Raw genomic sequence first — 13,337 nt, 5'->3', positions numbered from 1 at the left:
ACCTGAATAGCACGCTGCTTCATTAATGCAGACATACGTAAACCGTTACGTGCGTATTCCATAAACATCAGGAATGTTGCGCCGTAAGGAACAAAACCTTTGTGCAGCGCCATACCGTTAATGATCGCTGACATAGCAAATTCACGTACGCCGTAATGCAGGTAGTTACCAGATGCATCATCTGCTGTAATGGCTTTAGTACCAGACCACATAGTTAAGTTAGAAGGCGCTAAATCTGCAGAGCCGCCAAGAAGTTCAGGCAGCATAGGAGCAAATGCTTCGATACAGTTTTGTGATGCTTTACGTGTTGCGATATTTGCTGAATCAGCTTGTAAATCTCTGATGTACTGGTTTGATTTTTCAGCCCAGTCGGCAGGCATTTCGCTGTTGATACGACGCTTGTATTCAGATGCTAATTCAGGGAAAGCAGATGCATAAGCTGCAAATTTCTCATCCCAGGCTGCTTCTTTTGCCTGACCGTTTTCTTTGTTGTCCCAGCCGGCGTAAATATCTGCAGGAATTTCAAAGTCACCGTAGTTCCAGCCTAATGCTTTACGTGTTGCCAGAATTTCATCAGCGCCTAGTGGAGCACCGTGACAGTCGTGTGTACCCTGTTTATTTGGAGAACCAAAACCGATAGTTGTTTTACAGCAGATCATTGTTGGTTTAGTTGTTTCCGCTTTAGCTGCAGTGATTGCCGCTTTAATTTCATCGCTGTTATGACCGTCAACAGCAATAACATGCCAGCCGTATGCTTTGAAACGTGCCGGCGTATCATCTGTGAACCAGCCTTCAACTTCACCGTCGATAGAGATGCCGTTGTCATCCCAGAATGCAATCAGTTTACCAAGACCTAAAGTACCCGCTAAAGAACAAGCTTCATGGGAGATACCTTCCATCAGACAGCCATCACCTAAGAAAGTGTAAGTATAATGATCAACAATATCGTGACCTTCACGGTTGAACTGCGCAGCTAAAGATTTTTCAGCAATCGCCATACCTACTGCGTTAGTAACACCTTGTCCTAGAGGACCAGTTGTTGTTTCTACACCCGGTGTGTAGTCGTATTCCGGGTGACCTGGAGTTTTAGAATGCAGCTGACGGAAAGATTTAAGATCATCAATTGACAGATCGTAACCCGACAGATGTAATAGAGAATAGATCAGCATTGAACCGTGTCCGTTAGACAGTACAAAGCGGTCTCGGTCAGCCCACTGCGGGTTAGTTGGATTGTGGTTTAAGAAATCACGCCATAATACTTCTGCGATATCAGCCATACCCATTGGTGCTCCTGGGTGACCTGAATTGGCTTTTTGAACGGCGTCCATGCTTAGGGCTCGAATTGCGTTAGCTAGCTCTTGACGAGATGGCATCTGTTTCTCCTGGTCTGTTGAGTTGTGTATATAGTTAAAAAATTATAAACATTTAAATGTCAGCCTATCCGAACATCCTGTAAATATGATCAGGAAATAATTCCCTGCAGACATGCTGTGAATTGATTAATTGAAATTAGTTTATTTATTAAGCGGTGCAGAAAATGAGATCTAGATCGACCCAATCGTTATTACTTTCATCTTCCTTGTTGTGTTTACAAAACGTGTGGTTTTTTGTCGCGGGCTAATATCTGCGTTTAAAAGTGCTGAAAAATCAGGCGAATAGAAAGTACGATAGTGGTCAGGCTGGCGGGACCGAATAAATTGAATTTATAAGAAAAAAGAAGGGAGGGAGAGGGGAAAAAGTAAGTGAGTAAGCAGAAAGCCTGGGTACTCACTTATTTTTCAGTACTGCTATAATTCTGCACCTAAAAACGCATGCGGCAGCAGTTCAGCAATGGTGAAACTTTCCACATCCGATTCAGATGCGTAACAGTAAACCTGCGCATCATTAGCAGACTGTTCTGCAATAACCTGACGGCATGAACCGCAAGGGTAAGCTTTTACCAGTAACTTCTCTGAATTACGGCCTAGTACATGTACTTCTTTAACATCGCCGATTTTTGCACCTTCTGTTACTGCTGTCTGCAGGGCATTTCGTTCCGCACAGTTGGTTGTCGGGTAGGCCGCGGATTCTACATTAACCCCTTTATAAACCTTATTATCTTTTGTAACAACAATTGCCGCTACGTTAAAACCAGAGTAAGGAGCTGACGACATATCCAGCAGTGTATTTAATTCATTGAAGTAGTTCATATTTTCATAGTCTCTTTATATAAGTATGAGAATCGTTTTCGGACTGTTTAACAAAGCCCATCTTCTCAAGATAAAAGCAGTGCTCGTCATTGTCGGCAAATGCTTTTAATGTATTGATCCCTTTGGCTTTAATAAACTCAGGGTGGGTATTATAATAATAACTGCCGAGTTTAAAGTCGCGGTATCTCGGGATAACGTAATCCAGCATAATTGTAAAAACACCATTTTCTTCTATTTGACCGGCAAGCAGCCCGGCAATATTGTTATCACGTAACATATAAAATGATGCTTCGGCTTCTTTCAATTTTTCCAGGTTGATCTGTTTTTCAATATCATCTTGATTAACGCTGATAAAATGCTGGAAATATTCTGAATTATTTGAAGCTGAAATTATTTTGAATTCTTCTTTGCTGTTGTACATCTGATAAAGATAATAAACATTGATACCCGCAATGCAGAGGTTCATCAGCATGGTGGGGGCTGAACCTATAAAATAAGCAAAGGAGGCGAAAAGCAGACAGCCTATAAAGTTAATCACCCTCAGTTTGATTATTGAACTCATAGTTAATGAAACTAGGACGACCAATGAGGCCAAATATCCATACCACTCTACCCAGTCAAATTCCATAATAACTCTCCTTGAGGTCTGCTTTGCAAATATACCCGTTCCATGGGTATATCTTAGTCTATTATCTATATTTTATTGCAGGTCCTGTAAGCGTATACGACGATAAACCTGTGTTTCAGATTCAGGTTTATCCGCTGCGCAGATAATCGCACGCTGAATAGCACGTTCAGCTTCAGTAAACCGCGCTTCTGTGCGGGCATGGATTATTGCCAGTTGAAATAAACTGGTTCATAGCGGCTGCATAATAAATGCTGTCAGTTGACTTCATTCTAACTTCAGAAATACCTGCACGATAAATAGGTGTTTTTGGCGGGGTTTTAAAGGGTTTTAGGCAGATAGAGTTTTTACAGCCGTAATAACGTCTGCACAGAATCTAAAGCAGTAAAACAGTTTGAAAAGCCGCAGCGCTCTGAATGAGCACCTACTTAAGGAATTGATGTGATTAAATAAATCATATAGGAGAGCGGTTAGCCGCTCTCCCGGATGCATCTGTTAAGTTCTTAGAACTTGTAAGTTGCACTTACGTAGTGGCTGAAGCCAGTTGTGTCTGCACCTGGCCATGCACTTTCGTCTTTCAGACCGTAAACATTTTTATATGCTTTTAGACCGTAACCCAGTGCAAAGCGGTCTGAATGCCAGTAGATACCGTTAAACATGTTACCGCCGTCAGCTGATTTACCGTCTTTTGAATCCATACCGAACTGCCAGTCGATGTAACCCTGGTAAGAGATAAATGAACCGTTTTCAAAGAAGAAGAAAGGTTTGAACCAGTTTGTTGCTGCATGGAAACCATCCCACTCGCTGCGGCCAATTTCATAATGAGCCATTAAGTTTAAACCAACTTTACCTAACCAAGGTACCATCACATCTGAACCAAGACCGATATTAGCATTGTTTACTACGTCATTACCGCTCCAGTTCATCAATGTTGCAATGTACAGCTCTTGTACTGGACCGAAAGACAGATCTTTACCAGTTAAACCGTCAAGAGACATACGTGGTGCAAATTTCATGAACATTTTTTCATTACTGTCAACACCATTTGCTTTCTTTTGTCCGCCGTCTTGGCTTAGGTTGAATACATCAACGTAGCCGTACAGATCAAAGATGCCAGAACGGCCGCCGAATTCCATTTCCAGGTAATCGTGATCTTCCTTGGTAGCACCTTCAGAAGTAGGTATTTCACCAAATGAGTACATTGCATTAAACTGCAGCCATTTGTAGTCGTTTTTATGAGTGTCGCCGTCGCTGTAATCAGCAGCGAAAGCAGAAGTTGACGATAAAGCCAGTACACTAAGGGCTAAAAGAGACTTGCGCATAGTTATTTCCTTATTAAAGTTTAGTAAATAAGCATCATCAATGATGTTATTTGTTTTATCTATTACTTGCGTAATACTTACCAATCTACCTGAGACGTTTTTGCATGCGGTTTTCTGCCTGCTGGTGCCTCAGATTTCAAGTTCTTATTATTCTGCTACCACAGAATCCAGTGCAATGATTATCATTTCATTGAAACTGTTTTGTCTTTCATCAGAAGTTGATTTTTCACCAGTACGGATATGGTCCGATACAGTTAAAATACACAGCGCTTTAGCGCCTTCTTCTGCTGCAACTGCAAATAGACCTGCAGCTTCCATTTCTACACCAAGAATATTGTATTTTTCTAGTGTATCAAATACTTCCGGCTCTGGCGTGTAGAAGGTATCAGCTGAGAAGATGTTACCAACTTTAGCTTCGATACCATGTGCTCGAGCAGAGTTTACTGCTTTTTCTAGAAGACCGTAATCAGCGATTGCTGCATAGTCATGTCCGGCAAAGCGGATACGGTTTGCTTTTGAGTCTGTTGAAGCACCCATACCGATAACAACATCAAGAAGCTTAATATCAGGGCTTACAGCACCACAGCTTCCTACACGGATCAGATTTTTAACGCCGTATTCACGGATTAGTTCAGTTGCATAGATAGAGCAAGAAGGGATACCCATGCCGCTGCCCATTACTGAAATACGCTTACCTTTATAAGTGCCTGTAAAACCAAGCATGTTACGTACGTCTGTTACTTGTACTACATCTTCTAAAAAAGTTTCTGCAATATATTTAGCACGTAAAGGGTCGCCAGGAAGTAAAACTGTTTCTGCAAAAGCGCCGTCTACTGCATTAATATGAGGTGTTGCCATTGTATCATTCTCCATGTATTTATTTAAAAAGCCGCCTAAAACGTAAAATCAGAGCGTCTTTAGTTACTGCAGAGGTGAAATTAGCCTCTGCAGTTGGTGTTGATATTAATTACTTAAAAATACTTTTACCGTACTCTAGGTCTGGTAAATTATGGTGCTCGGCGATTGTTTGACCGATATCGGCGAACGTATCGCGCAGGCCGACAGGGCCGTTTTTAACCGATTTACCGTGGACAATAACCGGGATATGTTCACGGGTATGGTCCGTGCCGTCCCAGGTTGGATCACAACCATGATCGGCAGTAATGATAAGAAGATCTTCATCACCCAGCTCTGCAAGGATTTCCGGTAAACGTTTGTCAAAATATTCCAGAGCTGCTGCATAACCGGAAACATCGCGGCGATGTCCGAAATCAGCATCAAAGTTCACAAAGTTAGTGAAAATAATGCTCTGATCACCGGCTTGTTTCAGTTCATCTAAGCTGGCATTAAACAGCTCTTCAATACCGTTTGCTTTAGTTGCTTTCGTGATACCCTGAGCTGCAAAAATATCTGAAATCTTACCGATACTAACTACTTCACCGCCGGAATCTTTCATTTTATCAAGCAGAGTTGGTGACGGCGGTACAACCGAGTAATCATGACGGTTACCGGTACGTGCAAAGTTGCTGCTGTCAGTGCCGTCAAACGGACGGGCAATAACACGGCCGATATGGTATTCATCAACCAGTTCACGTGCGATTTTACATAGCTCGTAAAGACGCTCAACACCAAAGCTTTCTTCATGACAGGCAATCTGGAAAACACTGTCTGCAGAAGTATAAAAAATTGGTTTGCCGGTTTTGATGTGCTCTTCACCAAGCTCTTCAAGAATGATAGTGCCCGATGAGTGACAGTTACCTAAATATCCAGGCAGATCTGCACGTTTAACTAATTCATCCAGCAGCTCCTGAGGGAAGCTGTCCTGTTTTTTCTTAAAGTATCCCCAGTCAAATAACACAGGTACGCCGGTGATTTCCCAGTGACCGCTTGATGTGTCTTTTGCTGTTGAGATCTCTTTTGCATAACCGTAAGCAGCTTCAGCTTCTACAGATTTATCTAAACCTGCAGGAAAAATACCTGAGCTTTCTTCACAAGCTCGGCCAAGACCAAGTTTGTTCATATTCGGGATAGTCAGCGGACCTTGACGTCCGTTGTCTGCCTTGCCCTCTGCACACAGCTTCGCAATATGTCCCAGTGTGTTTGAACCGGCATCGTTGAACTGACTGCCGTCAGGGCGTGTACCGGTAAACTGCTCTGCATCTGCTGATGAGCCGACACCGAAAGAGTCAAGTAATAAGATAAGTGTGCGTTTCATTAGTAAGCCCCTTTTTCTACTGTTTTATCTGTTAATTTTAATTCAGTTAACAGGCCTGTTAGTAGGCTTGAAGCACCGAAACGGAAATGGTCTGTATTTACCCAGTCTTCACCCATGATGTCACGGGCAAGCTGCATGTAGTCATGTGCTGTCTGTGCATCTTTAACACCGCCGGCCGCTTTAAAACCAACATCAAGCCCAGACTCTTTAATCGCTTCCAGCATTACTCTGGTTGCTTCTAAAGTGGCATTCACAGGTACTTTACCTGTTGAGGTTTTAATAAAATCAGCGCCTGCGTTGATGCAGATCAGACTTGCTTGTTTAATTAGTTCAGGGCTCTGTAATACACCTGATTCGATAATAACTTTCAGTTTTACTTTGTCACCGCAGATTTCGCGGCACGCTTTGATCATGGTTGCGCCAATCTCGCTGTTACCCGACATTAATGCACGATAAGGAAAAACCACATCAACTTCATCTGCGCCGTAGGCAACAGCAGCACGGGTTTCGGCTAGAGCAATCTCTAAGTCGTCATTACCGTGTGGGAAATTTGTAACCGTCGCAATTTTAATGTGCGCGGTATTTTGTTCAGCTAATACTTTTCGAGCAATCGGAATGAAACGAGGATAGATACACACTGCCGCAGTATCGCCGGCTGGTGTGTGAGCATCTGCACATAACTGAATTACTTTTTGATCAGTGTCATCGTCATTTAATGTTGTCAGGTCCATTAGCTGGATACCTTGACGAGATGCTAATTGTAAATCACTCATTATTTAATTCCTTTGATTTTCTTTAGTAAGAGAGCCAGGCTGCTCAGAACTTGCTTCCAAGCGCCTGGAGGTTATACCAGTTACCGTAAATTATCGTTCGTTCAGGGTAACTGGTTGTTTATTGAGAAATTAAGCAACGCTCAGTGCGAAGAAGATACCTACTAGAGTTGCACTCATGAAGTTAGATAACGTACCAGCAAGAACTGCTTTAAGACCCATGCGGGCAATATCAGGACGACGTGATGGTGCAAGTACACCTAGACCGCCAAGTAAGATTGCCATTGAAGATAAGTTTGCAAAACCACATAGAGCAACAGTGATGATTACCTGTGTGTTTGCACTTAGAGTTTCTTTGATACCTACGAAGTCGATGTAAGCAACAAACTCATTCACTACTAGTTTCTGACCTAGTAAGCTGCCGGCCTGCATTGCTTCAGACCATGGAACACCGATTAGGAACGCGATTGGTGCGAATAAGTAACCTAGGATCTGTTGTAGAGTTAGAGCATCAACACCGAATACACCGCCTACAGCACCTAAGATAGTGTTAATTAGAGCGATTAATGCGATAAACGCGATTAACATACCACCAACGTTCATTGCTAAGTGAAGACCGTCAGATGCACCTGCTGCAGCCGCATCAATTACATTTACCGGCTTGCCTTCAGCATCAGCTGCTAGTTCTGCATCAGTTAACTGGTCCATTTCATCTTTTGGTGTATCTGTTTCCGGCTCTAAAAGTTTAGCCATTAATAGACCACCTGGTGCCGCCATAAATGATGCCGCAATCAGGTAATCAAGACTAACACCTAAAGATGCGTAACCAGCTAGTACCGCACCGGCAACTGATGCAAGACCACCTGACATTACCGCGAACAGCTCTGAACGAGTCATTGAGCGGATAAATGGTTTAACAACTAACGGTGCTTCTGTTTGACCAACAAAAACGTTAGCAGCCGCTGACATAGACTCTGTACGACTTGTACCCAGAGCTTTCTGTAGTGCGCCACCAAAGATTTTGATGATGAACTGCATAACACCCATGTAGTAAAGTACAGCCATTAATGAAGCAAAGAAGATGATGATCGGTAGTACGCGGAATGCGAAGACAAAACCGCCGCCGCCGAATACTTCAAACATTTTACCAGAAACAAGGCCGCCGAAAAGGAAACCGATACCGGCGTTTGCACTGTCGATTACAGCTTGAACACCGTTAGAGATGCCGCCTAATACACTAGCACCAGATTCTGTGAATATAACAATAGCAGGTATCGTTGCTTGTATTGCGAAAGCGCCCCCAACCGTTCTCAGGTTGATTGCTTTTCTATTGCTCGAAAATATCACCGCAATAATAATTAAGGATAGAATCCCTACTAAACCCATAACAATTTGCATTTTAACTCTCCATTTTAGTTTGGCTTGACTTAAGAAAAAATTTTCTGTCCGTCATTTTCATTACTGTTATTTAAATTAGGTAATCTGCTAATGCTGAATCCAAGAATGCATCGGCAGGTTGTTTTTTTAGCTGAAAATAATTACAGACGTTCCATAATCATTGCTTCCAGCTTATCTTGGTCGATAGCAAAATTTCTGATGCCTTCGGCAAGTTTTTCAATCGCCATTGCATCTTGATTGTGCTCCCATAAGAACTGTGCTTCGGTTAATGGTGCTCCTGGTGTTTTGATTTCAGTCGTAGCAGATAATTTTGTGATTACCTCTCCCTGCGTATTTTCAAGCTCTTCTAATAGTTGAGGGCTGATAGTGAGTCGGTCACATCCAGCTAACTCTAAAATTTCACCAGTGTTTCTGAAGCTTGCACCCATTACCACTGTTTTATAACCATGTTCTTTATAGTAGTTGTAGATTTTTGAAACAGATTTTACGCCTGGATCAGATTCTGCTGTAAAGTCACGACCTTCATTTTTCTTATGCCAGTCCATAATGCGGCCGACAAAAGGTGAAATAAGAAATACGCCTGCTTCAGCACAAGCCTGTGCTTGAGCGAAAGAAAATAGGAGAGTTAAATTACAGTTTACACCCTCTTTTTCTAAAATTTCAGCGGCGCGAATACCCTGCCATGTAGACGCAAGCTTGATTAAAATACGATCGTTACTAATACCCGCATCGTTATACATTTTGATCAGCTGACGTGCTTTTGTCAGGCTTGCTTCGGTGTCATAAGACAAACGAGCATCGACTTCTGTTGAAATTCGGCCAGGAACAATGTTTAGAATTTCTTTACCAATATTCACGGCTAACATGTCACATGCATATTGAACTTGCTGCTCTTTCACATCACTTTGTGTCTTTGCGTACGCAACTGCATCATCAATTAAAGGTGCATAACCTGCGATCTGTGCAGCCTTTAAAATTAGAGACGGATTTGTTGTTGCGTCTTCAGGCTGATATTTCTGTATAGCTTCAATATCTCCTGTGTCTGCAACTACAGTTGTAAGCCTGCGTAATTGGTCTAATTTACTATCCATTGAACTAACCTTTTAATAATTAGGTATTTAAATGTTACATGGTGATTTCTCACCGCTATTAGGCTGGTAATTATAAATTCAGCCGATTTTTATTTTTCCTGTTTTTTAATCGTCTATCACAACAAAGCGCTGATATACTGCTGGTAAATCAGGCCTCCCATATACACTCCGAAGATCCCCATAATGCCGGGTAATACTGGTGGAGCTGGTAAAGGTAATTTTAAAAAAGCAAAAATAAGCCCTACTAGACACCCTGCGAATAAGGCCATAAAAATTTGTTGCATGCTGACTCCTTGTCATCCGATTAATTGAAATCAGTTTATTTATTAAGCTACCTTAAAAGTGTGACCTAAACCCCCAGAACAATAATTATTATAATCTTCTTTTGTGGTGTTAACAAAATATGTGGGCTATGATTTTGTTAAACGATTTAGAGGAAGAAATAATGTTTAAACTTAGAACAGACTTTAACTGTTGTAAAACAGTTAATTGCGAAAATTTCGGAGCGGTCAAAAGTAAAGATTATAATTGTATTAACAAAATGTGTGGGCTGTGGTTTTGCTAGACGATTTATAGGAATAAACAATGTTTAAATTTAGAACAGACTTTAACTGTTGCAAAACAGTTAATTGCGAAAATTTTGGAGTGGTCAAAAGTGAAGACTATATTCCGCAGAGCAGACGTTTAGGGTACCTGTCAATCGAGTGTAAATTGTGCGGCAGTAACTGTCCCTGGATAAATAACGAATTAGTTAACGGCATTGTAAAAGAAAAGCTTGATTTTCAGTTTGCCAGAAAATTAACCCACTGCCCTAAATGCCATCAGTATTTTTTCTTTAGCGAAAGAACGGATTCTAAGCTGCACGGTTTTACCTCCGCAGGAACACAGCGGAAAAAATGCTGTGCATGCCGTACTATTTATACTGTGCAGAATTATAAAAATATTGAAGCCCTGAAATTAGTGCTTGCCAGTATTATTGCAAATAAAGAAATACGAGAATCGATTAAAGCAAGCGGCCTGTCGGCCAGACTGTATTATTTTTACCTTGATAAACTTTCCAGCATATTTGCCAATTTCAGCCGCCTGCATGAAGAGGAAGTGATGGAAAGAAGTTACTTAGCGATGCATACAGAAGGCCGGGTTATTAAACTTGATCATAAAAGAGGCATGTACAGCTTAATCACCTCTGAAGTTGACAGCGGCTACATACTGCTGAACAGCAATAATCTGACCAGGCAGAGTGTCGTTGACTATTATATTTATGATGAAAGTGAAAATACCATTATAACATCCAATGAATCAGATAATCTGGAAAATGTCCTGACTAACCGTTATCAGCAGAATATGAGCCGTAATCATTTTGAGCAGTTATTAGTCGGGGAGTTAAAACCGGTTACAAAATGTAATTTAATCTATCCGGATAAATTGGCTTATATTCATTTTCAGTTATTGAATGCTTTCAGCCGTAAAGCAGATAAATATGATCATTATATTGAACACGAAAGTACCCTCAGATCCGGAGCTTTAATGGCCGCTTATGAGGACATCAAAAAGTCTAATGCCGATGTCTATTTTTTTGTGCCTTTTCTTAATTCAAGGGAAAAACTCCAGGGTAAAAAAATCGGCTGGTGGAAGGACCGCTGGTTCAGTAATGAATTAGGAGCTATCTGTCCAATTACTTGTAAATTAACCGATAGTGCAGATATTAAACTTCATCATAGTGACAGTATCGATCTGTTTTATACCTATATTGATCAGCATATGAATAAAGGCATAAACAGTATTAATGTAATTGATCAGCTCTCTGAAATTCACCGCGTTATATTCAACTACTGTGATCTGAAAAATAATACGACCCGGGCAATCACCTTAGGAGTTGCGCCGCAGGTTTATACACCTGAAAGTCTTCTGCAGGATGCTCTGAAAATGATAATGAGCTGAATGACTTTGTTTAGTACAAGCATAGTGTTTTTTTGCTCTAGCTATAAAATCTACAATGAGCACTGCTTTGTTAAGGATAATAAAAGGTTAATAGAGCTGTGACAGACGTACAATGGAGTCTGCTGCTTTAAATAGTGGAAATATCCTATATTTTGGTTGTATTTTTATTGCACATCCTTATATAATTCGCCACCTAAAAATTTACGATTAATACGTGTGGTACTTTGTTGAGTGAAATAATTCATTCAAACAGAGCAGCGACACGGCCCAATAGAGGTTTTCCCTATGAAAAACAATATTCATCCAGAATACAGCGAAATCACAGCAACTTGTTCTTGTGGTAACGTAGTTAAAGTTGGTTCAACAGCCGGCAAAGACCTGACTCTAGATATCTGTGGCGCATGTCACCCGTTCTACACTGGTACTCAACGTGTTGTTGATACTGGCGGTCGTATCGACAAATTCAAAAAACGTTTCGGTTCTCTTTCTTCTAAATAAGCTTTACTGCTTAAATAGAAAGACCCAGAATGATTTTAAAAAGGTGCCTATGGCGCCTTTTTTTATGCCTGCTGGTGTAGTGGCAGGCGTCGTCACAGTATCGCTGATACTGACGGTCGTATCGAAGCTGTTATCCGTACAGAGAAGCAAAAAACGTTTCGGTTCTCTTTCTTGTAAACGGATTAAATAGAAAGACCAGAAACGATTTCAAAAAGGTACCGAATGGTGTCTTTTTTATGCCTGCTGATAAATAACAGCAGGGGCATCACTGGGCTGCTGATACCGGCGGCCGCATCGAAGCTGTTAACCGTAGTGATAAGTAAAAAATATTTCGGTTCTTTTTCTTGTAAACGGCTTAACTAGAAAGACCAGAAACGATTTTAAAAAGGTGCTTTTTTGTTTTTATTACTACAGTAAAAGCAGATTTTAATCTTATAGGAATAAACGGTGCTTTTACGATTGTTTATACTTTTTATTTTTCTGCCCGTGCAGTTATATGCGTCCTGCCAGAAGGTCGACTGGGATCAAACTGTCACACTGAAAAAAATTAATGATGGTGATACGGTCACCTTAACAAACGGGTCTTTAGTCCGCTTTATAGGTATTAATACGCCTGAGATTAATTATCGTGATAAAAGTCTTTCTGAGCCGTTTTCTTTTGAAGCAAAACAATTATTAGAAAAATATATAAAAGCTGGTGATAAGCTGCATCTGGTTTTTGATAAAACTAAGCAGGATAAATACGGGCGGGTATTAGCTTATGTTTATAGCAAAACTGGACGAAACCTGGCACTGCTGCAGTTACAGAGCGGTTTAGCAAAACAGCTTGTGATTGGCAGAAATGACCGCTTCTGGCAGTGTTTTCAAAAAGCACAAAGGCAGGCGCGTATGAGAAAAAAGGGGCTTTGGTCGCTGTCTCTTGATCACAAGTCAGATTCAAGAGACTTCGCTAGCTCATAACCTTCAAGGATGGTTTGTAATTTAAACCATCCTTGCCATAGCACCTTGACAGATGCGCGCCCCGTTCGCTTTGTATCTTTCCAACCGCCCAGCTTTGCTAATTCACTATAAGCCCACCTCATATTGGGAACGGTATCTGGAAGCTTAGTCTTTACCCTTTTTAACCAAAGTAATTTCCATGCCTTTGTTGATAATATTTGCTCGCAACTTGTACTGTCAGCTTGTTCATTGGCAAACTTAAGCTGAAGTAATCTCGTTGCAATAAACCCATTGATAGTAACCAGTCTTTCCATATTATCTTTACTTTGCAGCCTTAAGCTTTCTATAT

General features: G+C 41.1%; 13 protein-coding genes and 1 pseudogene. 3 read left to right on the top strand and 11 right to left on the bottom strand.

Annotated elements, in window-relative coordinates:
• The 10 genes from tkt to G337_RS26540 form a co-directional block, all read right to left on the bottom strand.
• A partial coding sequence (gene tkt / locus G337_RS0117415) for a transketolase (RefSeq protein WP_028865031.1) occupies window positions 1–1,373 on the bottom strand: 1,373 nt, incomplete at its 3' end.
• 414 nt (window positions 1,374–1,787) lie between these two features.
• The gene (gene cdd, locus G337_RS0117410) at window positions 1,788–2,189 is read right to left on the bottom strand and encodes a cytidine deaminase (RefSeq protein WP_028865030.1); all 402 of its coding nucleotides are present in this window, start codon (window positions 2,187–2,189) and stop codon (window positions 1,788–1,790) included.
• A gap of 4 nt (window positions 2,190–2,193) precedes the next feature.
• The gene (locus G337_RS0117405; protein WP_028865029.1) at window positions 2,194–2,817 is read right to left on the bottom strand and encodes a YgjV family protein; all 624 of its coding nucleotides are present in this window, start codon (window positions 2,815–2,817) and stop codon (window positions 2,194–2,196) included.
• A 500-nt stretch (window positions 2,818–3,317) separates the two neighbouring features.
• Entirely contained in the window at window positions 3,318–4,136 is an 819-nt protein-coding gene (locus G337_RS0117400; RefSeq protein WP_028865028.1) for a nucleoside-specific channel-forming Tsx family protein, read from the bottom strand.
• A 147-nt stretch (window positions 4,137–4,283) separates the two neighbouring features.
• Entirely contained in the window at window positions 4,284–4,994 is a 711-nt protein-coding gene (gene deoD, locus G337_RS0117395; RefSeq protein WP_019616551.1) for a purine-nucleoside phosphorylase, read from the bottom strand.
• Window positions 4,995–5,103: 109 nt separating this feature from the next.
• Complete coding sequence (locus G337_RS0117390; RefSeq protein WP_028865027.1) at window positions 5,104–6,351, bottom strand: phosphopentomutase; 1,248 nt, start codon at window positions 6,349–6,351, stop codon at window positions 5,104–5,106.
• Complete coding sequence (gene deoC, locus G337_RS0117385; protein ID WP_028865026.1) at window positions 6,351–7,124, bottom strand: deoxyribose-phosphate aldolase; 774 nt, start codon at window positions 7,122–7,124, stop codon at window positions 6,351–6,353. Before deoC ends, G337_RS0117390 begins: the two co-directional genes overlap by 1 nt.
• Window positions 7,125–7,253: 129 nt before the next feature.
• Window positions 7,254–8,519 (bottom strand): NupC/NupG family nucleoside CNT transporter, encoded by a 1,266-nt coding sequence (locus G337_RS0117380; RefSeq protein ID WP_028865025.1) that lies wholly within the window; start codon window positions 8,517–8,519, stop codon window positions 7,254–7,256.
• A gap of 140 nt (window positions 8,520–8,659) precedes the next feature.
• Window positions 8,660–9,610 (bottom strand): transaldolase, encoded by a 951-nt coding sequence (gene tal / locus G337_RS0117375; protein WP_028865024.1) that lies wholly within the window; start codon window positions 9,608–9,610, stop codon window positions 8,660–8,662.
• A gap of 116 nt (window positions 9,611–9,726) precedes the next feature.
• Window positions 9,727–9,894 carry a XapX domain-containing protein gene (locus tag G337_RS26540; protein WP_019616556.1) on the bottom strand — a complete coding sequence of 56 codons (168 nt, stop codon included), beginning with the start codon at window positions 9,892–9,894 and terminating at the stop codon, window positions 9,727–9,729.
• 301 nt (window positions 9,895–10,195) lie between these two features.
• Here G337_RS26540 and G337_RS0117365 point away from each other — a divergent pair, with 301 nt between their 5' ends.
• The 3 genes from G337_RS0117365 (at window position 10,196) to G337_RS26535 (ending at window position 13,009) form a co-directional block, all read left to right on the top strand.
• Window positions 10,196–11,551: a hypothetical protein gene (locus G337_RS0117365; protein ID WP_028865023.1), complete on the top strand. Its 1,356-nt coding sequence runs from the start codon at window positions 10,196–10,198 to the stop codon at window positions 11,549–11,551.
• A gap of 285 nt (window positions 11,552–11,836) precedes the next feature.
• The gene (gene rpmE / locus G337_RS0117360) at window positions 11,837–12,049 is read left to right on the top strand and encodes a 50S ribosomal protein L31 (protein WP_028865022.1); all 213 of its coding nucleotides are present in this window, start codon (window positions 11,837–11,839) and stop codon (window positions 12,047–12,049) included.
• Between the two features lie 459 nt (window positions 12,050–12,508).
• On the top strand, window positions 12,509–13,009 hold the full coding sequence (locus G337_RS26535; RefSeq protein WP_245597676.1) for a thermonuclease family protein: 501 nt from the start codon (window positions 12,509–12,511) through the stop codon (window positions 13,007–13,009).
• Here G337_RS26535 and G337_RS26530 read toward each other — a convergent pair.
• Window positions 12,973–13,337, bottom strand: a pseudogene (locus G337_RS26530) (IS4 family transposase); the annotation flags it as partial. The gene G337_RS26535 and the pseudogene G337_RS26530 overlap by 37 nt on opposite strands.

This window comes from Psychromonas aquimarina ATCC BAA-1526, from assembly GCF_000428725.1.
GTDB lineage: Bacteria > Pseudomonadota > Gammaproteobacteria > Enterobacterales > Psychromonadaceae > Psychromonas > Psychromonas aquimarina.
This window is presented reverse-complemented; position numbering and strand designations above follow the sequence as displayed.

Excerpts from the sequence above, each read along its gene's own strand:
- cdd (WP_028865030.1), bottom strand. The coding sequence starts at position 2,189 with ATGAACTACTTCAATGAATTAAATACACTGCTGGATATGTCGTCAGCT.
- G337_RS0117405 (WP_028865029.1), bottom strand. The coding sequence starts at position 2,817 with ATGGAATTTGACTGGGTAGAGTGGTATGGATATTTGGCCTCATTGGTC.
- G337_RS0117400 (WP_028865028.1), bottom strand. The coding sequence starts at position 4,136 with ATGCGCAAGTCTCTTTTAGCCCTTAGTGTACTGGCTTTATCGTCAACT.
- deoD (WP_019616551.1), bottom strand. The coding sequence starts at position 4,994 with ATGGCAACACCTCATATTAATGCAGTAGACGGCGCTTTTGCAGAAACA.
- G337_RS0117390 (WP_028865027.1), bottom strand. The coding sequence starts at position 6,351 with ATGAAACGCACACTTATCTTATTACTTGACTCTTTCGGTGTCGGCTCA.
- deoC (WP_028865026.1), bottom strand. The coding sequence starts at position 7,124 with ATGAGTGATTTACAATTAGCATCTCGTCAAGGTATCCAGCTAATGGAC.
- G337_RS0117380 (WP_028865025.1), bottom strand. The coding sequence starts at position 8,519 with ATGCAAATTGTTATGGGTTTAGTAGGGATTCTATCCTTAATTATTATT.
- tal (WP_028865024.1), bottom strand. The coding sequence starts at position 9,610 with ATGGATAGTAAATTAGACCAATTACGCAGGCTTACAACTGTAGTTGCA.
- G337_RS26540 (WP_019616556.1), bottom strand. The coding sequence starts at position 9,894 with ATGCAACAAATTTTTATGGCCTTATTCGCAGGGTGTCTAGTAGGGCTT.
- G337_RS0117365 (WP_028865023.1), top strand. The coding sequence starts at position 10,196 with ATGTTTAAATTTAGAACAGACTTTAACTGTTGCAAAACAGTTAATTGC.
- rpmE (WP_028865022.1), top strand. The coding sequence starts at position 11,837 with ATGAAAAACAATATTCATCCAGAATACAGCGAAATCACAGCAACTTGT.